Source organism: Flavobacterium glaciei (genome assembly GCF_003350545.1).
GTDB classification, from domain to species: Bacteria; Bacteroidota; Bacteroidia; order Flavobacteriales; family Flavobacteriaceae; genus Flavobacterium; species Flavobacterium glaciei.
In genome coordinates this window covers 41,750-64,974 of record NZ_QQBA01000008.1, presented here as the reverse complement: position 1 = coordinate 64,974, position 23,225 = coordinate 41,750, and the positions used below count along the sequence as shown (strand labels likewise).

The window sequence follows — 23,225 nt, the reverse complement described above, 5'->3', positions numbered from 1 at the left end:
TTCTCTATGTATCTTTGTTGTTACTAATTAAATAGTTGAAAGTCTTGAAACAAATTACTTCGATACAAAACCCATATATCAAATCTTTAGTCCAATTGCAGGAAAAAGCGAAATCCCGCAAGCAAACCGGAACTTTTTTAATGGAAGGAAAACGCGAAATTTCGATTGCTATCAAGGGCGGTTACGAAATGGAAACGCTATTGTTTTTACCTGAAATTTGTTCCGAAACGGATGCCAGAACATTATCAAAAAATGCGGAGCTAATTGAAATCAACAAAGAAGTGTATCAAAAACTGGCGTATCGTGATACCACCGAAGGAATTTTGGCTGTAGCCAAAACCAAATCGATGCAATTAGCCGATTTGAAATTATCTGAAAACCCTTTGATTCTGGTTGCCGAAGCTCCCGAAAAACCCGGAAATATTGGAGCCTTGCTTCGTACCGCCGACGCTGCCAATCTAGATGCGGTGATTATTGCCAATCCAAAAAGTGATTTATACAATCCTAATATCGTGCGTTCTAGCGTAGGTTGTTTATTTACCAACCAAATTGCAACTGGAACCACATCAGAAATTATTGCTTTTTTGAAAGCAAGAAACATTAATTTTTATTGTGCGACTTTACAAAATTCTACTTCGTATCATACTCAGGACTACACAACTCCGACGGCATTAGTTGTGGGCACAGAAGCCACAGGATTGACGGAAGAATGGAGAAGAGAAGCAACCCAAAATATTATTATTCCAATGCAAGGAGAAATCGATTCTATGAATGTTTCGGTTGCCGCAGCCATATTGATTTTTGAAGCCAAAAGGCAAAGAGGGTTTTAGGTATTTGAAAGCAAATTTAAAAAAAAACTCTAATTTCTTACTTTTAAAAATGCAAAGATACATTTGCATATATCCCAACTTATAGTTATTTTTAGGAAATGAACAATGCCGTTATGACAGAAATAGATTTAGAAAAAGAAAACAAGGCAATTGCCCAAGAATATAAAGAATTGCTTCGCATAAGTTATCAAACTTTAACACCTGAAGATAAGAAACTAATCCGAAAAGCATTTGATGTTTCAGTAGAAGCTCATAAAGAGCAACGCAGAAAATCAGGTGAGGCTTATATTTTTCACCCCATTGCTGTAGCAAAAATTGTTGCTTCTGAGATCGGTTTGGGTGCTACATCTATAGCAGCTGCATTATTGCACGATGTAGTAGAAGACACGCCAACTACCATACAAGATATCGAACATTTATTTAATCCTAAAGTGGCTCAAATCGTTGAGGGATTAACAAAAATATCTATGGTTCAAAAGGATTTAAACGCCTCATTACAAGCAGAGAATTTCAGAAAAATGATTCTTACACTGAATGATGACGTACGAGTAATTTTGATAAAGCTAGCTGATCGTTTGCATAATATGCAAACTATGGAATCAATGCAGGAGGACAAGCAGACAAAAATTGCTTCAGAGACTTTATACATATATGCTCCATTAGCACATCGACTAGGTTTATATAATATAAAAACAAAACTGGAAGACTTAGGTTTAAAATACACTGAATCTGCTGTATATAATGAAATTGTCAGCAAAATAAAAGAAACCAAAGAGGAACAGGATGCCTACATAAAAGACATTTCTGATGTATTAAAAAGCTCATTAGACGCTGAAGGAGTTGATTATATTATAAAAGGACGCCCAAAATCTATTTATTCTATTCGTAGAAAGATGCAGGCTCAAAACGTGAGTTTTGATGAAGTGTATGATAAATTTGCATTGCGAATTGTTTATAAGTCCAATCCCCACGACGAAAAATTTCTTGCTTGGAAAATATATTCTATAGTAACTGATCATTACAGACCAAGTCCAAGTAGGTTACGCGATTGGATATCATCACCAAAATCAACCGGTTACGAAGCGCTGCACATTACCGTTATGGGACCAAAAGGTCGGTGGGTTGAAGTCCAAGTTCGAAGCGAACGCATGGATGAAATTGCCGAAAAAGGATACGCTGCACATTACAAATATAAAAATGGTGCCACCGAAGAAAGTGGTTTGGATGTTTGGTTAAATCTATTAAAAGAAGCTTTAGAAAATTCTGAAACTAATGCAGTAGATTTTGTTGAAGATTTTAAAATGAATTTATATTCTAAGGAAATCTTTGTGTTTACTCCAAAAGGTGAAATAAAATCACTTCCTAAGGGTGCAACTTCATTAGATTTTGCGTTCAGCATTCACTCCGAAATTGGAATTAGAACCAGAGGAACTCGCGTCAATGGGAAATTAGTCCCTTTGAATTTCGAATTAAAAAGTGGTGACCAAATTGAAGTTATTACCTCACAACATCAAAAACCAACCATCAACTGGCTGGATTATGTTACCACTTCAAGAGCTAAAACAAAAATTAAAAATGTTTTAAACGAAAATACCAAGAAAATCGGTGAAGAGGGAAAAGAACTATTGACCCGAAAACTAAAACATTTAAAAATAACGTTGAGTGAACAAGTTATTAATGAATTAGTCAATTTTTTCAAACTGAAAACAAGTCTTGATTTATTTTACAGAGTGGGAATTGGCGCCATTGAAAACCAGCAACTTAAAGATTACGCAGCACAAAAGAGCAATTCTTTCATTAATTTTTTTAAAAATAAAATGAAACGCTCGCCAAGCACTTCTGATGAGGATATCCACAAACCAATAATAAGTAGCAATTATGACATGCTTGTTTTTGGCAAAGAACATGATAAACTCGATTACAAATTATCGCCTTGCTGCAACCCTATTCCTGGTGATGATGTTTTTGGTTTTGTGACTATAAACGAAGGTATCAAAGTACACAAGAAAGATTGTCCAAACGCCATTGGTATGCAGTCAAATTATGCGTACCGAATCATGTCAGCAAAATGGATCGACTCTTCTCAGGAGGAATTTAAAGCTATTATAAATATTACTGGTATGGATGTTTTAGGACTTACCAACCAATTGACAAAAGTAATTTCGAACAACATGAATGTTAATATTCAGAGTATTTCTTTGAGTACCGATGCAGGAATTTTTCATGGTCAAGTTGCCGTAATTGTTCAAAACAATACGATTTTGAAAAAAATGATCAGTAATATCAAAAAAATTGACGGAATAGACAAAGTAACAAGGGTTTATAAAACGTAGAAAAAAATAGTTTTTAGATTCAAATCTCAATTTGTACGACATGAAACTAAAAAACTTGAAACTAAACAAACCTTAAACTTTATACTTTAAACTAAAAAATTTATCTTTGCCCGCATATGACACTCATTTCCACAGATAACACCAAAAACCAAGAAATTGTAAAAAATGTATTTACAATATATCTTGAAAAAAAAGGACATCGCAAGACTCCTGAACGTTATGCAATCCTTCAGGAAATTTACGATAGCGAAGAACATTTTGATGTAGAAAACCTTTATATCAAAATGAAAAATAAAAATTATCGTGTGAGTAGAGCAACTCTTTATAACACGATAGAATTGCTATTAGATTGTGCTTTAGTTCGTAAACACCAATTTGGGCAAAATCAAGCACATTACGAAAAATCATATTTCGATAAGCAACACGATCATATTATTATGACGGATACTGGCGAAGTAATTGAGTTTTGTGATCCAAGAATTCAAAGTATCAAGAAAACAATTGAAGAAATATTCGATATAGAGATAACCAATCACTCATTGTATCTCTATGGAACTAAAAAGCAAAAGAACAACTTGGACGAAGAAAATCGTTCATAAACATAAAAAACTAACTACAAATAACAGATAGAATGACCGTAGATTTATTACTAGGATTACAATGGGGAGATGAAGGAAAAGGAAAAATTGTTGATGTTCTAACTTCAAATTATGACATTATCGCACGTTTTCAAGGAGGTCCAAATGCAGGGCATACTTTAGAATTTGACGGTATAAAGCATGTTCTTAGAACTATCCCTTCTGGTATTTTTCATAAAACTGCTGTAAACATCATTGGAAATGGAGTAGTAATTGATCCTGTTGTATTTCAAAAAGAAATTGAAGGTCTTGAAAAATTTAATTTAGACATCAAAAGCAAATTAATCATTTCAAGAAAAGCACATTTAATTTTGCCTACGCACCGTTTGTTAGATGCCGCTTCTGAAGCCTCTAAAGGAAAAGCTAAAATAGGTTCTACATTAAAAGGTATTGGTCCAACGTATATGGACAAAACAGGAAGAAATGGTATTCGTGTAGGTGATATCGAACTTGAAGATTTTGCAGATCGCTACAGAGCATTGGCTGACAAGCACGAAGAAATGATCAAATTTTACGATGTATCAATTCAATACAATTTAGCTGAAATGGAAACTGAATTCTTTGAAGCAATCGAAGAATTAAAAAAATTAGATTTTATTGACAGTGAAGAGTATTTACACCAAGCTCAAAAAGCAGGTAAATCAATCTTGTGTGAAGGTGCTCAAGGTTCATTATTAGATGTTGATTTTGGAACATATCCATTTGTAACTTCATCAAATACTACTGCTGCTGGTGCTTGTACCGGTTTAGGGATTGCTCCAAATAAAATTAAAGAAGTTTACGGAATTTTTAAAGCGTATGTTACTCGCGTAGGAAGTGGCCCGTTCCCAACAGAACTTTTTGATGAGGATGGCGCAACAATGGCACGTGTAGGAAATGAATTTGGATCTGTAACCGGAAGACAAAGACGTTGTGGCTGGTTAGACTTAGTAGCGTTGAAATATGCTATTCAAGTCAATGGTGTAACACAATTGATGATGATGAAAGGTGATGTGCTTTCAGGATTTGAAACCTTAAAAGTATGTACCGAATATAACTACAAAGGAGAGAATATTTCTCATTTCCCTTATAACATTGAGCCTGAAAATGTAACTCCTGTGTATCAAGATTTCAAAGGATGGAAACAAGACTTGACAGGTATGACAACTTATGATGAATTACCGACAGAGTTGAAAGAATACATTGCATTCATTGAAAAAGAAGTAGAAGTTCCTATCAAAATAGTTTCTGTAGGTCCAGACAGAAAGCAAACTATTCTAAAATAAGATTACGAAACGTCCCGATAAATCGGGACGTTTTTTTTTCCACTCCCCAACCCTCTCCAAAGGAAAGGGAGTCGAGACTGGATTCTTTTTTACTAATAATTTTCTACTTAAACAGAAAAAAAATACTTTCAATACATCCATGAAAAACCCAATTATCAAAATACAAAAAACCGAATTACTCTCAGACAATTGGTATATCTTAAACAAGGTAACTTTTGACTATCAAAAAAAAGACGACTCTTGGATTACCCAAAAAAGAGAAGTCTACGACAGAGGAAATGGAGCTGCAATTTTACTTTATAATACTCAGCAAAAAACAGTTATTCTAACACGTCAGTTTCGCTTGCCAACGTATCTTAACGCAAATGAAACCGGAATGATGATTGAGGTTTGTGCCGGACTTTTGGACGCTGACAATCCGGAGCAATGTATCATTCGAGAAACTGAAGAAGAAACAGGGTATCGTATTTCTAAGGTCAAAAAGGTGATGGAAACGTATATGTCGCCAGGTGCTGTAACTGAAATTTTATATTTATTTGTTGGTGAATACGATGAATCTATGAAAGTTAGCGACGGTGGCGGAGTAGCACATGAAGAAGAAAATATAGATGTAATGGAAATGCCTTTCGACGAAGCGTATGCTATGATTGAATCTGGTCAAATGCAAGACGCAAAAACGATTATTTTATTACAGTACGCCAAAATTCATAATTTAGTTTAATGAGCAATACGACTAAAGGAGTTTTATTTGCCTTATTCGCTACCTTGTTATGGTCCGTAAATATGGTAATTGCCAGTGGCATAAAAGAACACATTCCACCTGTTGGATTGGCTTTTTGGAGATGGACAGTTGCTTGTATTGTTTTGGCTCCATTTGCTATAAAAAGCACTATTGAAAATTTTAAAATCGTAAAAAAACACATTCGTTATCTTACGCTTACAGCAATATTAGGCATCACTATTTTTAATACGCTGATATACTTTGCAGGAAAAACAACAAGTGCAGTCAACTTATCGTTAATCGCCATTTCGATTCCGTTATTTATTGTTGTACTATCCAGAATTATTTTTAAAGAGAAAGTATCCAATATAAAAATAGTAGGAATTGCAACCATAATCACAGGAGTGCTTGTTCTTATTTCTAAAGGTTCATTAGACGCATTACTGCATATTAACTTCACCATTGGGGATTTATTAATGCTATTAGCTTGCTTCTTTTTTGCTTATTACACGATATTAGTGCGACAAAAACCAAATGAATTAAGTCCAAAAGTATTTTTGTTCAGTGTTTTTGTTATTGGTACAATTTTACTGTTTCCATTTTATCTGTATGAACACCTTTATTATAAAAAAGTGATTTTTGACACCAAAACATTTCTGGTAACCACATACGTTGGCGTTTGCGCTTCCTTAATTTCATTTTATTTATGGAACGAGGCCATTCGGTTAATTGGGACGTCAAAAACAGCTTTAATTTATTATTTGATTCCCGTTTTCAGTGGAATTCTGGCTTATTTTTTTCTTAACCAAGACATTTTACTAACCCAGATCATAAGCATGGGAATCATTATTTCCGGGTTATTAATTACGAATAAGAAGTAAAGCATTAAACTTTTGACGAAATAGAAAAGCAGAATGAAAAATAAATTCATTCTGCTTTTCTATTTAAAAGATAAACTAAAAATTACTACTTATTAGGCTGTGGTGTCATTCTTAAATAGGGTTTTACTCTTTCGTATCCTTTTGGAAATTTAGCTGCAATATCTTCGTCCTTAATCGAGGTCGAGATTACCACCTCATCCCCATCTTTCCAGTTTGCTGGCGTTGCTACGCTATAATTAGCTGTCAATTGTAAACTGTCTATTACACGCAATAATTCATCGAAATTTCTTCCTGTTGATGCCGGATAGGTTAACGTTAATTTTATTTTCTTATCAGGTCCGATAATAAAAACCGAACGAACCGTGAAACTCTCACTCGCGTTGGGGTGAATCATATCATATAGTTCAGCAATATGCTTGTCTTCGTCAGCAATTATTGGGAAATTTACAGTTGTATTTTGAGTTTCATTAATATCCTTAATCCACTCCATGTGCGAATCTACACCATCAACACTCAATGCGATAACTTTTACATTTCGTTTTTCAAATTCAGGATAATAATTCGCAACTGTTCCTAACTCGGTGGTGCAAACAGGTGTAAAATCAGCAGGATGAGAGAATAGAACTCCCCAAGAATCTCCTAACCATTCATGAAATTTTATTTTTCCTTGTGACGTTTCTGCTTCAAAATCAGGAGCAATATCGCCTAATCGTACTGTTGCCATAGTAATTTAATTTATTGATTAGTAACATTGTAAGGTATTGAAATAAAAGCAATAAAGGAGAAAACTAATCTTAAAGTTGTACTAATGTTTACGGAAAACAGAAAGCAATCAGGAAACGAAATGCCCTAGCCCTGATCGCAACAGCATCTCCCGATTTAGAAAAACAAGGCTTTTTCAGCCGTAGTTTTTATTAATCGGGAATATAGTGAAGAGCAGGAAACAGCTCCTAAAAAGAAGTATTATTTTTTCTTTAGATTAGGCAAAAAGAGCGCTATAATCCCTATCAAAGGCAAATAGGCACAAAGATAATACACGTACGTTATACTGGTGTGATCGGCAAGATTACCCAATAAAGCGGAACCCAAACCGCCCATTCCAAAGGCAAAACCATAGAAAAGACCAGAAACCATTCCGAGTTTTTTAGGCAATAATTCTTGCGCATAAACCAAGATTGCCGGAAATGCAGAGGAGATTACAATTCCAATTACGACCGACAAAACGCCTGTCCAAAACAAATCAACATACGGCAACAATAATGTGAAAGGCGCTGCTCCCAAGACTGAAAACCAAATCACATATTTCCTTCCGAATTTATCACCTAATGGCCCACCAATTAAAGTTCCAATGGCACAAGATGCTAAAAATAAAACCAAATGAAATTGCGCCTCCTGAACCGACAATCCAAATTTTTCGATTAAATAAAAGGTGAAATAACTAGACATACTCGCCATGTAAAAGAATTTTGAAAAAATCAAAACCAGCAAAATTACCACTGAGATGACAATCTTTTTTTGGGATAAATTAGGCAAATCGATTACGGCTTTCTTTGCACTTCTTAAACTTAAATGGTTTTGGTACCAAAGTGCAATTCTACTCAAGACAATCAATCCGATGATGGCAACGACCACAAACCAAATGATGTAATATTGCGAATTAGGAACTACAATTAAGGCTACTAACAAAGGTCCGATGGCTGTTCCGGCATTCCCTCCTAACTGAAAGATGGATTGTGCCAAACCACGCTTTCCACCAGAAGCCAAAAAGGAGATTCGGGAAGCTTCTGGATGAAAAATAGAAGAACCAATTCCGACCAAAACTACCGAAATTATAATCATTTCAAAACTGGAAGCGTAGGATAAACATACTATTCCAGATAAAGTAAACAGCATTCCGAAAATTTGAGAAAAAGGTTTTGGTCTTTTATCAGTATACAAACCAACTAAGGGCTGTAATATGGAAGCCGCCAATTGATATGACAAAGTGATTAAACCAATTTGTGTGAATGTTAAATTAAAATTTTCTTTTAAAATAGGATACGCTGCCGGAATTACGGCTTGTAACAAATCATTTAATAAATGGGCAAATGCTATCGAAAATAATATAGAATAAACGGTTTGCTGTGCAATAGGAGTTGTTTCTGTTTTTGATGCAGTATCAAGAGATGAATTCATATTTTTAAATAAAAAACATATTACTAAATATTGGTTTTTAATCGGTATTTAAATCTTAAGCATATTGAACCACAAAATACCAAAATAACAAAGTAATAAACGATAATGGGATTCCATAACCAATCATCATACTACTTAAACGGGGCTTTAAACCGTGGGTAGAGGCTAAAATACATGCGGTAATCATGGGCGCCATCGCTGACTCCATTATAGCAACCTGAATAATTTTAGAATGTTGTTGCAAAATTACAACATACAACACATAAATAAGAGCCGGAGTCAGTATTAATTTGTACAACAGACCCAATCCTAAGAACCTCCAATGCAAGCTATTCCGGTCAAAGCGCAGTTGCAAACCAACAGAAAGCAAAGCCAAAGGTGTTACTCCACTTCCTAGTTTTTGCAGCAAAAGCTGCACGTATCCATGTAAATCGACATTAAAACCATTCATCAAACAAGCAATCAAAAAAGTTATAAATGGCGGAAATAAAAGAATTTTTTTGGCGATTTGAAAACCATTTGGGTTCCCACTAGAATATACAGTTGCCACTAAAATTCCTAAGGTAGAAAGTACCACAAAAGAACCAGGTTGATCAACCAGAATTGCCGTTTTCAAACCTTCCTCACCGTATAAAGCTTCAATTATTGGAAAACCTAAAAAGGAGGTATTTCCTAAACCGGCCGTTAAAATTAAACAACCTGTAAGCTTTTTAGACCAACCAAATTTGCTGCCTAAAAAACTAAAAAAGAAAAAGGAAATAATAAAACCAATCCATGCAACTCCAATTGGAAATAACAATTCGTTACTCCATTTTATTTTTGGAATATAATATAAAGCCAGCGCTGGAAGACAGATGTAAATAACAATCTTGTTTAATAACTTGTAAATAGTTACCGGAAACCCCTTTATATTTTGGAATACAATTCCAAGGAATAGGAAAACAAAAATTAGGATGAAGTTGGTCATAATATCGCAAAGATATTGACTAATGAGAAATAAAATGAATTCAAAAAAAATAAAATTTGTGATTTATCCTCTGCAAAAGAGGAACCATCAAAATGAAATGATATTTTAAGAAAATGACCGTCTATTCAAGATAGTTTTTTATTATTTTTACTATTCTAAAAAATAGTTTTGTCAAATAAAAAACACCATCCAAGCGCTTTAAACGAAAAACCAGGAATTCAAGCTCCAGAGATTATTAGTGCCACATCTGTAGGGAATATTCAGCGTTTTAGAAAAATACAACCTTCGGCAAAAGAACTTGTTGAAGGAATTTTAGACGAAAATATTACTGCACTTAGCCGTGCGATTACTTTAGTCGAAAGCACTAATGTCAATCATTTAGCTAAAGCCAATGAAGTGATAAATGCCTGCTTGCCTTATGCCAATAAATCCGTAAGAATAGGGATTACCGGCGTACCAGGCGTTGGGAAAAGCACTTTTATTGAAGCTTTTGGAAAATACCTGACCGGTTTAGGAAAAAAAGTAGCCGTACTTGCTGTTGATCCCAGTAGCACGATTTCGCATGGAAGTATTTTGGGCGATAAAACCCGAATGGAAGAACTCGTTAAAGATAAAAATGCTTTTATACGACCATCTGCTTCAGGAGAAACATTAGGTGGTGTGGCTCGTAAAACCCGTGAAACCATAACGCTTTGCGAAGCTGCTGGTTTTGATACCATTATTATTGAAACCGTTGGCGTAGGCCAAAGCGAAACCGCCGTTCACAGTATGGTTGATTTTTTCTTGCTGTTAAAAATATCTGGCGCCGGTGACGAATTGCAAGGCATTAAACGTGGCATTATGGAAATGGCAGATGCTATTGTCATCAACAAAGCCGATGGCGATAATATCAAAAGAGCTAATCTTGCCAAATTAGAATTCAATAGAGCTTTACATCTTTTTCCAGCCAAAAAATCAGGTTGGACTCCTACAACTGCTGCCTGTAGCGCTATTACCCATGAAGGAATATCCAATGTTTGGGAAACGATTCAGAAATTTCTGGAACTGACAAAAGGCAATAATTACTTTTTTACAAAGCGCAAAGAACAAAACCAATATTGGATGTTGGAAACGATTAATGAGCAACTGAAATCAAATTTCTACAACCATCCAGAAATTATCGAATTGATAGAAAAAAATAAAAAAGCAGTGCAAAATGATGAATTGTCACCTTTTGCAGCTGCTGTAAGTTTGTTGGAAAAGTATTTTAAAAAATAAACTTACTCTTTCTCGTAGCGCTCCATTTCTCGGTCATAAAACTCATTGGCAAGAACGATTAATCCTTCCATTTCTGTATTTAATTCTGCCTCGTCTAGATCTTCAGCTTCTTCCATAAATTCTACCTCATCATCTTTAAGATTAATGATAAATCTAGGGTAATCAAGATGTATGATGAAAATATCTTCGGGAAAATCAGTATTATCGCCTAGTAAAAATTTTGGTAATTCCATGAATTTAATATTTAAGTAATTTATTGTTTTATTTATTCTCGTTTTGCATCACCAACCTTTTTGTCAATCTCGCAAAGCGAATATACAAAAATAAAGCGGCAGCTGTTAATCCTGCTAAAAGTCCTATCCAGATTCCAACGGCTTTCAGTTCTGTGTATTTTCCTAAATAATAAGAAATAGGAAATCCAATAACCCAATAGGCTACAAATGTTATGTACATTGGGATTTTTACATCCTGCAAACCACGTAACGCTCCTAAGACAACTACTTGAATTCCATCTGAAATTTGGAAAATAGCCGCAATCAATAGCAGTTTAGAAGTGATTAAGATGATTTCTTCGTTATCCAGCATTTGAGCCGAATCGCTCATATTTAAGAATAAATGCGGTAAAAAATTATGAAATGCCACAAATATTATCGCAAAGATTGTTTCTAATATAATGGCCAAGAGAAAAATAGAACGTGCTACAACAATCAATTTTTTATAATCGTTTATTCCTTTGCAATGGCTCACTCGGATCATTGCAGTAACACTCAAACCCATTGCTACCATAAATGTGGAGGATGCCAGAATAAGCGCAATCTGATTAGCCGCTTGACTATTTTTTCCTAAAGAACCTGAAAGCCAAATAGCAGCGGTAAACAAAGTTACTTCAAACAACATTTGCATCGCTGAAGGCATACCAATATCAATAATTTTTTTCAGAATTGATTTTCGTATTTCTTTGAAACTAAAATTCTTAAAATATTTTTTTAACACTGAATTTGTTTTCATCAGGTAATGCATAAAAACGACCATCATTATCCTAGACAATACCGTTCCTAATGCAGCACCTAAAATACCTAGTTTTGGAAAAATCCAAACTCCATAAATGAGAACGTAATTAAAAAAGATATGCACCACATTTGCCATAAATATAGCATACATGGAATACTTTGTTTTAGACAATCCATCAGCAAATTGTTTGTATCCCTGATATATAATTACTGGAATCAAAGAAAATGCAACCCAATCAATATACGGAGCAGCCATTTCTACCACTTCTTTAGGCTGGTGCATGATATACATAATTTGTTTAGACAGTACAGTCAAAATAAATAATGCCACACCCAAAACCGTACATAAAAGCAATCCGTGGTGAAAAGTAGTACGGATTTTTTGATCGTTTTTTTCGGCATCAGCCTCAGCAACTAATGGAGTAATCGCTGTAGAAAAACCTATACCTAAAGACATAGCTATAAAAATGAAGCTGTTTCCTAACGAAACTGCAGCCAATTCAGTCGAACCTAATTTCCCAACCATGAAATTATCAACTATTCCTATTAATGTATGCCCTAACATTCCTAAAACTACAGGATACGCTAATTTAATATTATAAGAAAACTCTTTGAAGTATTGAGATAAATTCACTTTTAGTATTTTTTGATAGCAAAGATAATTAGAAGCTTTTAATTGTGTGGTTAGTATTGCACTTTAAACAATTGTTTTTTTACAGTAACATACAAAACAATGAATTCTATAACAAATGGTCATAATTATATAACTTTTTACATACTGGGGGACTTACTTTTGCACAGTTGTTTTTAACCAAACAAAACCCGTAAAAACAACAAGAATATTAAAAAATACAATTATGAAAATCGCAGGAAAAATTAAATTCGCACTAGCACTTACAATCTCAATGATGTTTGCTAGTAATGTAGAAGCACAAGAAACTAGCAACGCAACAAATTATGATCAAGGTTTCCGTTTAGGTATTGGTGCAAATGTTGGATATTCAGTACATGACCCATATAAATTAGCACTTGGTGCAGATGTAAGAGGACAATATGATTTATCAAAAACATACTCTTTGACATTGACTACAGGTTACACTAATTTATTTGTAAGCAAAGCTGATACGTTTCCTGGTCAAACAGAAGGTTTAGATTTAGGTATCATCCCAGCAAAAGCAGGTTTCAAAGCATTTATTTGGGAAGACCAATTTTATGTTATGGGTGAAGCTGGTGCAGCATTTGCAACTAGTAACGTAAGTAATACTAGAGACAAAACTTCTTTGTTGTTATCTCCAAGTATCGGTTATGCTACTAAATACATAGATATTTCTTTGAACTATACACACTACAATCATTTTGATCGTTTAAACAGTAACGGTTCTTTAGGTAGAGGAGTTGGACAAGTTGGAGTTCGTTTAGCTTATGGTTTCAAACTATAAACTATTCTATAATACTTAAAAAATGCGCTGAAATTCAGCGCATTTTTTTTGTTCTATTCTTTTTTCAAAAGGTCTTTATACATTTCAAAATTAGCTTTTACTTTTTCGTCTAATTGTGGCTCTTTGATATCAGTATATTTTTGCATTTCTTCCCAGATAATTTTTGCAACTATATAACGCGCCATTTCCTTATCATCAGCAGGAATAATATACCACGGTGCATTTTCAGTGGCTGTTTTATTAATTGCCTCCTGATAATATTGCATGTATTCATCCCAATGTCCGCGCTCTTTCAAATCTCCTGGTGAAAATTTCCAATGGTGCTCCACTTCTTCCAGTCGTCGAAGCAAGCGTTTGCGTTGCTCTTCTTTACTCATGTGAAAGTAAAACTTCAAAACAATCGTTCCGTTTTGCGTGATGTGCTTTTCAAAATTATTGATTTGTTCCATTCTATTTTCCCAAAATTGAGGCGTAATATCTTCTACTTTTTCAATTCCTGGCAAATTTTCATTCAAAATATATTCGGGATGCACTCGGGTCACCAAGACATTTTCATAATGAGTTCTGTTAAATACTGCAAACTTTCCTTTTTCTGGCAAAGCCAAATAATGTCGCCACAAATAATCGTGCTCTAGTTCTGTAGAATTGGGTGTTTTAAAACTATGTACCACAACACCACGCGAGTTAAATTCCTTAAAAACTTCCCTAACCAAACTGTCCTTCCCTGATGTATCCATGCCTTGCAAACAAATCAATACACCGTATTTATTGTGCGCATACATCACATCCTGTAACTCACTCAATTTTGTCTGAACTTTATCCAGTTTCTCCTCTTTATCATCATCACTAGCTCCATTAAACAAGTTCGTAGGAATTTTTGACAAATCAATTTTGCCAATCACTTTAAAATCATCGGGATTTATAGACTTCATATGAAATATTTTATCTTTGTATATTCAAATATAACAAATTATAAGGATTAATCCTGATGAATTTCAGGAGCATTTTCCAGCTATCCGTTGCAATCTTTTATTATTTAAAAAAAAATAATAAAAGGATTTTCACTTCAAACAAAGTTCACTGAACTCCTATGAAAATAGAAATTAGGTGAAGTAATCTGGGCTAGGCACCCGTTTTAAAAACACATACAATGGAAAAATTCAAACTCGAATTATTATTTCAAATCATCGGTATTGGTTCTGCATCAGGACTCATTTACAAAGACAATTCCCTACTGATTATAGGTGACAACAGCGGTTTTCTCTACGAATACAACACGGATACCAAAAACTTAAAACGCCATCCGTTACTAGAAAACCCCATAGAGAACACGCTCAAAAAAGACAAAGCAGATTTTGAAGCCATAACGCAATTCGGGGATAGTATATATATTTTTGGTTCCGGTTCTACCGAAAAAAGAAACAAAATGATACAAGTCAATGCTACAGATAAAAAGATAATCGCCACAAATGACCTCAGCGATTTGTATGCCGTTATGCAAAATTTCGGAGATATAAAACCCGAAGATTTCAACCTCGAAGGTGCCATCTATAATGGCGAAAGTTGGTTTTTATTAAATCGTGGGAACGGTAGCTCCCATAAAAATGTTATTTTCACCATCGAAGGAAAAAACCTCACTAACGATTTCACTATTCTCTCAAACGACTACAAACTCCCTAAAATTAAAGGAGTACGCAGTAGTTTTACCGATGGAATTATAGTCGGAGACAGTATTTATTTTTTAGCGACAGCCGAAGATACCGAATCAACGTATGATGATGGCGAAGTTTTAGAGAGTTTTATTGGGAGCATTAACCTGAAAACTATGAAAATCGATTTTACCCAAAAAATTAGCAGTTCTCATAAATTTGAAGGATTGACTTTACACACCAATTCAAAAGAAAAAATCGAATTCTTACTTTGTGAAGACAAAGACACCGAAGTTTTGGAAACAGATATTTACAAATTAACTTTAGACAAAAAATAATATTCATTTCAGTCAAATAACAGAACGTTAAATTTAGATTAAATAGAAAATCAAAATAGATTTCAACTATAAAACGTACTACTTTTACAGTAAACTAAGCCTTTATTGGCCTAAAATAATATATAAAATGACAGATTTAAAAAATAAAAATGCCCTAATCACCGGCGCAGGAAAAGGAATTGGAAAAGCAATCGCTTTGGCATTGGCAAAAGAAGGTGTAAATGTGATTTTGGTAGCAAGAACACAAGAAGAAATAGACAGTGTAGCTGCAAAAGTGCGTTCTTTACGAGTAAAAGCACTGGCAATAGCCGCTGATGTTGCCGATATCAATTCGGTAAACGCTGCCGTTGCCAAAGCTTTAGCCGAATTTGGAACCATCGACATTTTAATCAACAATGCCGGAATAGCTGCTTTTGGAAAATTCTTAGAATTAGAACCAACGGATTGGGAACGCATTATCCAAGTAAACTTAATGGGAACATACTACGTAACTCGTGCCGTATTGCCTAATATGATTGAAAGACAAACGGGTGATATCATCAATATTTCTTCCACAGCTGGATTAAGCGGAAATGCGTTAACGAGCGCCTATAGTGCCTCTAAATTTGCTGTTTTAGGTTTAACAGAATCCTTGATGCAAGAAGTTCGCAAGCATAATATTCGCGTGACAGCATTAACGCCAAGTACTGTTGCTACAGATATGGCAAAAGAATTAAAATTGACAGACGGCAATCCGGAAACCGTAATGCAAGCCGAAGATATGGCTGAATTAATCATTGCGCAACTTAAACTAAACCGACGCGTGTTTATCAAAAACAGTAGTATTTGGTCTACGAATCCGTAAAAGTAGTCGAAAGTCAAAAGTCTTAAAGTCAGATGATCAATATTTAGTAAAAAAACCATTAAGAGATTAAGAAAATTAAGCGGAAGACTTAATGAAACTTAATCTCTTATTGGTTTAAAAACTTAAATGACTTATATGGTTGAAAAAAACTTACACCAAAGACGAAACAAAATCCATTCGTACACTTCCATCTTCATCAATTTTCGTCAAATTAATATCGTGTAATGTATTGACTAATTCTGGATTCCAAGGTGTTTTTACTTTTACGTAATTTTCGGTAAAACCATGAATATACCCTTCTTTATTTTCACTTTCGAACAAAACAGTTCTATTAGTTCCCAATTGGCTTTCGTAAAAAGCACGTCGTTTTTTTACGGACAAACCGCGTAACATTTTGCTGCGTTTGGCACGAACATTAGCAGGAACAACACCTTGCATTGTAGCTGCTTCCGTATTATCTCGTTCTGAATACGTAAATACGTGTAAATACGAAATATTCATTTCATTCAAGAAATGGTAGGTTTCTAGAAAATGCTCATCTGTTTCACCCGGAAAACCAACAATCACATCCACACCAATACAAGCGTGTGGCATTACTTCCCGAATTTTATTTACTCTTTCCGTATATACTTCGCGTTGGTAACGGCGTTTCATCAACTTTAGAATATCATTACTTCCTGATTGCAACGGAATGTGAAAATGTGGCACAAAAGTCCTGCTTTTAGACACAAACTCTATCGTTTCATTCTTCAATAAATTCGGTTCAATAGATGAAATTCGCAATCTTTCGATTCCTTCTACTTTGTCTAACTCCTGAACCAATTCTAAGAAGGTATGTTCGTGTTTTTTATTCCCAAATTCTCCTTTTCCGTAATCCCCAATATTTACTCCGGTAAGAACAATTTCCTTGATATTTTGTTTCGAAATTTCTGAAGCATTTTTCAATACATTCTCCAGTTCATCACTTCTTGAAATCCCTCTTGCTAAGGGAATCGTGCAATAGGTACATTTGTAGTCGCAACCATCTTGTACTTTTAAGAAAGCACGGGTTCTGTCTCCTATTGAGTAACTTCCTACATAAAAATCAGCTTCGGCAATTTCACACGAATGCACTTCGCCAAAATCATTTTTAGACAAATCATTGATATAATCCGCTAATTTAAATTTTTCAGTTGCTCCAAGAACTAAATCCACTCCATCTACGCTTGCTAATTCTTCCGGCTTCAATTGCGCATAACAACCCACAGCCGCAACAAATGCTTTATCATTCAATTTCATTGCTTTTCGCACAACTTGTTTGAATTGCTTATCAGCATTTTCAGTAACTGAACAGGTATTAATCACGTACATATCAGCCACTTCTTCAAAATCAACGCGGTCAAATCCTTCGTCTTGTAAGTTACGGGCAATTGTAGAAGTCTCTGAGAAGTTTAGTTTACAGCCTAAGGTATAAAAGGCTACTTTTTTTCTGTTTTCCATAAGATAACTCAATTAATGAAATCGTTGTCAAAAAATTGAGTGCGCAAATTTACGAACTAAATCTATAAATTTTTCTATAATGCATATTTTATTAAAAACTAAATCCGATACTCTGCTCTTTTACAAAACAAAGTATCGGATAATAATTTTATCTTTTTGATTTAAATTCTAATTCAAGATAAATCGTCTCACCACTTCAGCCACGCCATGATTATTATTGGATGCTACAATCACATCTCCTTTATCTCTCAATTCAGGATCTACATTATCTACCCAAACACCCAATCCTGCATATTCAATCATGGTTAAATCATTTCCTGCATTTCCTACAGCAATAATTTCACTTTGAAGAATATTTAGTCTTTCGGCTAAAAATTTGATACTGACTCCTTTATCAATTCCATTTTGCGCTACTTCAAGAAAAAAGGGCTTTGACATACTGACACTAAGATGTGGCATCGCTGCTTTCAAGTCTTTTTCTACTTCTTTTAAATAGCTTGGTTCTTCTAATAAAATACATTTCACAGCTGAAGACTGCACTTCCTCTTTAAAACTTACCACTTTATTATGTGCTAAACCAGTAATGTTTTTTTCGATGTCAATATATTCAGAATCCGTTTCACTCACAATTTTCCCACCAACATAAGTAATAATGTGAGTATTACTTTTTAAACTGTAGTCATACAATTCATGGATTTGTTCTTGGGTTAACGTTTGCTCAAAAATAATCTTATCTTCCTTCAAATCTGTAATGACAGCGCCATTATACGATATCATATAGGAATCATCTAAATGTAATTCTTTAGCGTAAGTAATCATTGCTGGCGTTGGTCTTCCGGATGCCAAAACAATATGCACCCCCAATTCCCTTGCCTTAGCCAACATCACTTTATTCTCGTTTGAAATAGTATGGTCATCAGTCAACAAAGTGTCATCCATGTCCAAAACCAACATTTTATATTTCATTCTATTTTTTTATTGTAAATGAATTAAATACTCATTCTGAATTCTTCAATAACAGGGTTTACTTTTGCAAACTCGGTTTCTTGAACGAACAATTCCACTGCTTGTCCCGAAGTTCCAAAACCTCCCAATCGAGCCGATTGTATATTATTTTTCAAAACGGTATCCACACCTATGGCTTCGATTCTCTGTTGTAACGCCAAGGCTAAAATTTCACTTCCTGAAAACACTTTCATTAATCCCATTTTACTCTTTATTTAATTATTTATTTCCGTTTTCTTCATCACCTTCTTGCTCCTGGAAGTCATCATTTTCATCTGCCTCCAAGTTTTCATCCTCTTCGAAATCTTCGTCTTCATCTTCATCCTCTTCTCCATCAAAATCGAATTCATAAGGTTCCACTAGCATTTTTTCAGCAAGAATTTCTATTCGTTCTGTGAATTGTTCTGTAAAGATAATACGTTGCGTTTTTACGATACTATTCGAAATACGCATGATTTTAGTTTCATGACGTAATTTCAAAATTGGATCAGCATCATCAAGGATAAACATTTTCAATCGGTTTACATTATACCCCGCAGTAGTGAACATATCACTTAATTTATTTGGCGTCCCTATCAACACATCGATTCCGGTAGATACATAATTTTTATCATATTCCATATCGCCTTTGTCATGAACACCATAGACTTCTAAATTCGAATGCTTACCATATTTTTCGAAAAGATCTACCATTTCTAATACTTTGACCTTATCTTCAACAATAATCAAAGCCCTTGGAGACTCTTCAGTTGCACCGGCTAATCTCTGAATTACATTTAGCACAATTGTTGTTGATTTCCCGCTTCCTTTTGGCGCAATAATAATGCAATCCGAACCACTTTTCAGTGTCGAAAATGTTTCTTTTTGCATCGTATTAGCCTCTGTCAAACCGTTTTCAATTAGAGCTTGTTGTAACTCTTCGTTTATTTTTTTTAGTTTCATTTTTATCGTTTTTACACGAAGATTCACCAAGTAAAAAGAAGATTCACGAAGATTTAATTAAAAAAATCTTAGTGTTTCTTTGCGTTAACTTTGCGAATCTTTGCGAAATAAATTATTTACTTGCGAATAACTTCACATCATTCTCTGAAATTTCGCTTCCACCAAGGATAATCAGGCGCTCCACTACATTTCGTAATTCACGGATATTTCCTGTCCAATCGTATTCTTTCAGCAAATTAATAGCTGCTGCAGAGAATTTTTTTACAGCATTTCCTTGCTCTGTGGCGATTTTATCTGCAAAATGAGAAATTAACATTGGGATATCATCTCTTCTGTCATTCAACGCTGGAACTTTTATTAGGATAACTGCTAAACGATGGTATAAATCCTCACGGAATCGCCCTTCGGCAATTTCTACTTTCAAATCTTTATTAGTCGCTGCAACCACACGAACATCGACTTTGATATCTTTGTCCGCTCCTACTCTGGTGATCATGCTTTCCTGTAAAGCACGTAATACTTTGGCTTGGGCCGAAAGACTCATATCACCAATTTCATCCAAGAAAATTGTTCCCTTATCCGCTGCTTCAAATTTTCCTGCGCGGTCTTTCACTGCCGAAGTAAACGCTCCTTTTACGTGACCGAATAATTCACTTTCTATCAATTCTGATGGAATCGCAGCACAGTTTACTTCGATTAAAGGAAAATTAGCGCGTTCGCTTTTCTCGTGCAATTGATGCGCAACGAGTTCTTTTCCGGTTCCGTTGGGCCCCGTGATTAAAACTCTGGCTTCAGTTTGTGCTACTTTTTCAATCATCACTTTGATGTGATTGATTGCGTCGCTTTCGCCAATCATTTCGTAGTTTTTACTGACTTTTTTCTTTAGGATTTTATTCTCAACTACGAGTTGTTTTTTGTCTAAAGCATTACGAACCGTATTCAATAATCGGTTTAAATCTGGTGGTTTCGAAATGTAATCAAACGCTCCCAAACGCATCGTGTTAATTGCCGTTTCCATATCGCCATGACCAGAAATCATCACCATCGGAATTTCGGGTTTGATTTTTTTGACTGCTTCTAAAACTTCAACACCATCCATTTTTGGCATTTTGATATCGCACAAAACCAAATCGTAATCGTTGTTTTTTATTTTTTCAAGACCTGCAACACCATCTTCAGCTTCTTCAACTTGATAGGTGTCATTTTCCTCAGATAGTATTTTTGTGAGTACTCTTCGGATTGCAGCTTCGTCTTCTATGATTAGTATTTTTGACATAAGAATTTTAATTTATGCATTGGGATTTAAAAAATGAACATCTCTTTGTGGGAATGGAATCGTAATGTTATTGATTCTAAACTGTTTGTCAATTTCAAACCGTAGTTCGCTTTTTACTCTTAGAACTGTGAAAGCATCATCTACAAAAAAGTAGACAGCAAAATCTAAAGATGAATCTCCAAAATTTTCAAACATTACAATTGGTTCACAATCATCCAATGTGTTAGAGTTGTTTTTCGCACATGAAATCAAAATTTCCTTCACTAGTTCGGTATCGGATCCATAAGCCACTCCAACTTCTACACTTTCCCTTATTATGGTACTATTTTGGGTCCAATTAAACAAAACGTCCGACAAAAATTTATGATTTGGAATAATCATAACCCGCTGATTGCGAGTCACTGCTTTGGTTGAGCGAAGACTTATTTTTTCAACACGACATACCTTTCCCTCCACCTCAATAATATCGCCAACCTTAAGTGATTGTTCTAAAATAATCAATATTCCTGAAATTAAATCTTGAAAAAGTTGTTGGAGTGCAAAACCTAGCCCTAAAAAAATAGCTGCAGAAGCTGTTAGCAAGACACTAATGTTTACACCCGAAGCATTCAAAGTGAACATTATTACAAACAAATAAACTAGATATTTCACAAATTGAAAAATACTAACAAATTTATTTTTATCTTCAATTGGTATATTTCGGGTAATTACTTTACTAACAAATTTCAAGATGTAACTCGTTAGCATAAAAGCTACTACTAATGCTATCAGAGCTCCTACAGTTAAATTTACGTCTTTGGTTTTAATAATACTTAAACCAAATAAATCTATGATTTTGTTTAAAACTTCCATATCAATATTTTAACCATTTATACATTTCACTCCACGTTGGTTTTTTGCCGTACATCAGTATCCCTATTCGGTAAATTTTTGCGGCAAACCAAACGACGCCAAAGAAACTTCCAAATAATAACGTAACTGATATTGCAATTTGCCACAAAGGTACGCCAAACGGAATGCGCATCAACATTACTATTGGTGAGGTAAGCGGAATCATGGAGAAAACAACTGCAACTGTCCCGTGCGGATCATTGATAACTGTAAAAAATCCAACGTAAACGCTCAACATTAACGGCATAATGATAGGTAACAAAAATTGCTGTGAATCGGTTTGATTATCAACTGCAGCGCCAATTGCCGCGTAAAAGGAACTGTACAGAAAATAACCGCCAATGAAATAAATCACAAATCCAATCAAGATACTTGCAATGGGTAAATTCCATAATTCCTTAATATACATTTGTGCAGTTCCGGTCATTTCTTGCTGTGCAGTTTGCATCATTTCTGGAGAAACTCTGGCTGTAGACCCCACATTTACTCCAAAAAATACAGATGCTGCAAACATTAATGACATTCCAATTATTGCCCAAATTAGGAATTGCAACAATCCTGCTAATGAAGTTCCAATAATTTTTCCCATCATCAACTGAAAGGGTTTAACTGAGGAAATTATGATTTCTACTATACGGCTGGTTTTTTCTTCGATGACACTTCGCATCACCATGTTTCCGTAGATAATTATGAACATCATAATAAGATAACCAAATGCACCTCCAATACCGATTTTGATTTCGTTCAGTCCCTTGACGCTCTCTTCTCCAGATGCTTTTGTCAAGCTGATATTCACTCTTGACTGGGCATTTTTAATAGCCAATGTATCTAAATTTGCTGCTTCTAAATTGTTTTTGGTCAATTTATTGGCAATTATATCCTGAACATTTTCAATAAATGAAATACTAGGACTACTATTAGAAATAAACTGAATTTTACTCTCGAAATCCTTTGAATTACTCGCTTTTGGAATGTGTAATAATCCTTCATAGCTTTCATTTGTAATACTGTCTCTGAGGAATTTTAAATCAATCAATGACAAATCAAGGTATTTGTATTCATCATTTTTCTTGTTTTGTGAAGTAAATTCTTTTACAAACATACCCGATTCATCATGAACAGCGATTCGCTTTGTTTCTGCTTTCATCGAACTTAAATACGCTACAAATGATGCTATTGCAACAAATAATAAGGGACTTAAAAAAGTCATAACAATAAAAGATTTATTGCGCACTTTGGCTATAAACTCTCTTTTTATGATTAATGTTATTATAGACATTCTAGA

Annotated in this window: 23 protein-coding genes; 10 read left to right on the top strand and 13 right to left on the bottom strand. The window is 34.6% G+C overall.

All coding sequences use genetic code 11. The features are described 5' to 3' along the window. Window positions 1-44 precede the first annotated feature (44 nt). The 6 genes from DFR66_RS08590 to DFR66_RS08565 all read left to right on the top strand — a co-directional run bounded on the left by DFR66_RS08590 (window position 45) and on the right by DFR66_RS08565 (window position 6,668). Entirely contained in the window at window positions 45-830 is a 786-nt protein-coding gene (locus tag DFR66_RS08590; RefSeq protein ID WP_114754429.1) for a TrmH family RNA methyltransferase, read from the top strand. Window positions 831-943: 113 nt separating this feature from the next. Continuing rightward, window positions 944-3,163: a RelA/SpoT family protein gene (locus tag DFR66_RS08585; protein WP_114754505.1), complete on the top strand. Its 2,220-nt coding sequence runs from the start codon at window positions 944-946 to the stop codon at window positions 3,161-3,163. 116 nt (window positions 3,164-3,279) lie between these two features. Continuing rightward, a complete protein-coding gene (locus DFR66_RS08580; RefSeq protein WP_114754428.1) occupies window positions 3,280-3,762 on the top strand; it encodes a Fur family transcriptional regulator in 483 nt (160 codons plus the stop codon). A 32-nt stretch (window positions 3,763-3,794) separates the two neighbouring features. Beyond that, entirely contained in the window at window positions 3,795-5,066 is a 1,272-nt protein-coding gene (locus tag DFR66_RS08575; protein WP_114754427.1) for an adenylosuccinate synthase, read from the top strand. A gap of 139 nt (window positions 5,067-5,205) precedes the next feature. Continuing rightward, window positions 5,206-5,787, top strand: a complete 582-nt coding sequence (gene nudK, locus DFR66_RS08570; RefSeq protein ID WP_114754426.1) for a GDP-mannose pyrophosphatase NudK — start codon at window positions 5,206-5,208, stop codon at window positions 5,785-5,787. Next, window positions 5,787-6,668 (top strand): DMT family transporter, encoded by an 882-nt coding sequence (locus tag DFR66_RS08565; RefSeq protein ID WP_114754425.1) that lies wholly within the window; start codon window positions 5,787-5,789, stop codon window positions 6,666-6,668. The genes nudK and DFR66_RS08565 overlap by 1 nt, the downstream gene beginning before the upstream one ends. Window positions 6,669-6,753: 85 nt before the next feature. Here DFR66_RS08565 and DFR66_RS08560 read toward each other — a convergent pair whose 3' ends face one another. From DFR66_RS08560 to DFR66_RS08550, 3 genes are all read right to left on the bottom strand, one after another. Continuing rightward, window positions 6,754-7,392, bottom strand: a complete 639-nt coding sequence (locus DFR66_RS08560) for a peroxiredoxin (protein WP_114754424.1) — start codon at window positions 7,390-7,392, stop codon at window positions 6,754-6,756. Window positions 7,393-7,631: 239 nt separating this feature from the next. Further along, window positions 7,632-8,843 carry an MFS transporter gene (locus tag DFR66_RS08555; RefSeq protein WP_114754423.1) on the bottom strand — a complete coding sequence of 404 codons (1,212 nt, stop codon included), beginning with the start codon at window positions 8,841-8,843 and terminating at the stop codon, window positions 7,632-7,634. Between the two features lie 55 nt (window positions 8,844-8,898). Beyond that, window positions 8,899-9,810 carry an AEC family transporter gene (locus DFR66_RS08550; RefSeq protein ID WP_114754422.1) on the bottom strand — a complete coding sequence of 304 codons (912 nt, stop codon included), beginning with the start codon at window positions 9,808-9,810 and terminating at the stop codon, window positions 8,899-8,901. Window positions 9,811-9,978: 168 nt separating this feature from the next. Here DFR66_RS08550 and meaB point away from each other — a divergent pair, with 168 nt between their 5' ends. Further along, window positions 9,979-11,067, top strand: coding sequence for a methylmalonyl Co-A mutase-associated GTPase MeaB (meaB, locus tag DFR66_RS08545; protein ID WP_167400504.1), 1,089 nt, complete (start codon window positions 9,979-9,981; stop codon window positions 11,065-11,067). 2 nt (window positions 11,068-11,069) lie between these two features. Here the strand turns inward: meaB and DFR66_RS08540 are convergent, their stop codons facing one another. Next, entirely contained in the window at window positions 11,070-11,300 is a 231-nt protein-coding gene (locus DFR66_RS08540) for a hypothetical protein (RefSeq protein ID WP_086453598.1), read from the bottom strand. 28 nt (window positions 11,301-11,328) lie between these two features. Next, the gene (locus tag DFR66_RS08535; RefSeq protein WP_114754420.1) at window positions 11,329-12,711 is read right to left on the bottom strand and encodes an MATE family efflux transporter; all 1,383 of its coding nucleotides are present in this window, start codon (window positions 12,709-12,711) and stop codon (window positions 11,329-11,331) included. Between the two features lie 223 nt (window positions 12,712-12,934). Here DFR66_RS08535 and DFR66_RS08530 point away from each other — a divergent pair, with 223 nt between their 5' ends. Beyond that, a complete protein-coding gene (locus DFR66_RS08530; RefSeq protein ID WP_114754419.1) occupies window positions 12,935-13,516 on the top strand; it encodes a hypothetical protein in 582 nt (193 codons plus the stop codon). A 53-nt stretch (window positions 13,517-13,569) separates the two neighbouring features. Here the strand turns inward: DFR66_RS08530 and DFR66_RS08525 are convergent, their stop codons facing one another. Then, window positions 13,570-14,448, bottom strand: coding sequence for a PPK2 family polyphosphate kinase (locus DFR66_RS08525; RefSeq protein ID WP_114754418.1), 879 nt, complete (start codon window positions 14,446-14,448; stop codon window positions 13,570-13,572). A gap of 218 nt (window positions 14,449-14,666) precedes the next feature. Here DFR66_RS08525 and DFR66_RS08520 point away from each other — a divergent pair, with 218 nt between their 5' ends. Together DFR66_RS08520 and DFR66_RS08515 are read left to right on the top strand one after the other, a co-directional pair. Further along, complete coding sequence (locus DFR66_RS08520; protein WP_114754417.1) at window positions 14,667-15,503, top strand: DUF6929 family protein; 837 nt, start codon at window positions 14,667-14,669, stop codon at window positions 15,501-15,503. A 127-nt stretch (window positions 15,504-15,630) separates the two neighbouring features. Beyond that, window positions 15,631-16,347 (top strand): 3-ketoacyl-ACP reductase, encoded by a 717-nt coding sequence (locus DFR66_RS08515; RefSeq protein ID WP_114754416.1) that lies wholly within the window; start codon window positions 15,631-15,633, stop codon window positions 16,345-16,347. Between the two features lie 150 nt (window positions 16,348-16,497). Here the strand turns inward: DFR66_RS08515 and mtaB are convergent, their stop codons facing one another. From mtaB to DFR66_RS08480, 7 genes are all read right to left on the bottom strand, one after another. Further along, the gene (gene mtaB / locus DFR66_RS08510; protein WP_114754415.1) at window positions 16,498-17,826 is read right to left on the bottom strand and encodes a tRNA (N(6)-L-threonylcarbamoyladenosine(37)-C(2))-methylthiotransferase MtaB; all 1,329 of its coding nucleotides are present in this window, start codon (window positions 17,824-17,826) and stop codon (window positions 16,498-16,500) included. Between the two features lie 168 nt (window positions 17,827-17,994). Then, a complete protein-coding gene (locus tag DFR66_RS08505) occupies window positions 17,995-18,792 on the bottom strand; it encodes a Cof-type HAD-IIB family hydrolase (RefSeq protein WP_114754414.1) in 798 nt (265 codons plus the stop codon). A gap of 23 nt (window positions 18,793-18,815) precedes the next feature. Continuing rightward, entirely contained in the window at window positions 18,816-19,034 is a 219-nt protein-coding gene (locus tag DFR66_RS08500) for a DUF2007 domain-containing protein (protein WP_114754413.1), read from the bottom strand. Between the two features lie 16 nt (window positions 19,035-19,050). Next, entirely contained in the window at window positions 19,051-19,773 is a 723-nt protein-coding gene (locus DFR66_RS08495) for a DEAD/DEAH box helicase (protein ID WP_114754412.1), read from the bottom strand. 112 nt (window positions 19,774-19,885) lie between these two features. Next, complete coding sequence (locus DFR66_RS08490) at window positions 19,886-21,049, bottom strand: sigma-54-dependent transcriptional regulator (RefSeq protein ID WP_114754411.1); 1,164 nt, start codon at window positions 21,047-21,049, stop codon at window positions 19,886-19,888. A gap of 12 nt (window positions 21,050-21,061) precedes the next feature. Next, window positions 21,062-21,901, bottom strand: a complete 840-nt coding sequence (locus DFR66_RS08485) for a mechanosensitive ion channel family protein (protein WP_114754410.1) — start codon at window positions 21,899-21,901, stop codon at window positions 21,062-21,064. A gap of 1 nt (window position 21,902) precedes the next feature. Beyond that, the gene (locus tag DFR66_RS08480) at window positions 21,903-23,219 is read right to left on the bottom strand and encodes an ABC transporter permease (protein ID WP_114754409.1); all 1,317 of its coding nucleotides are present in this window, start codon (window positions 23,217-23,219) and stop codon (window positions 21,903-21,905) included. Window positions 23,220-23,225 lie beyond the last annotated feature (6 nt).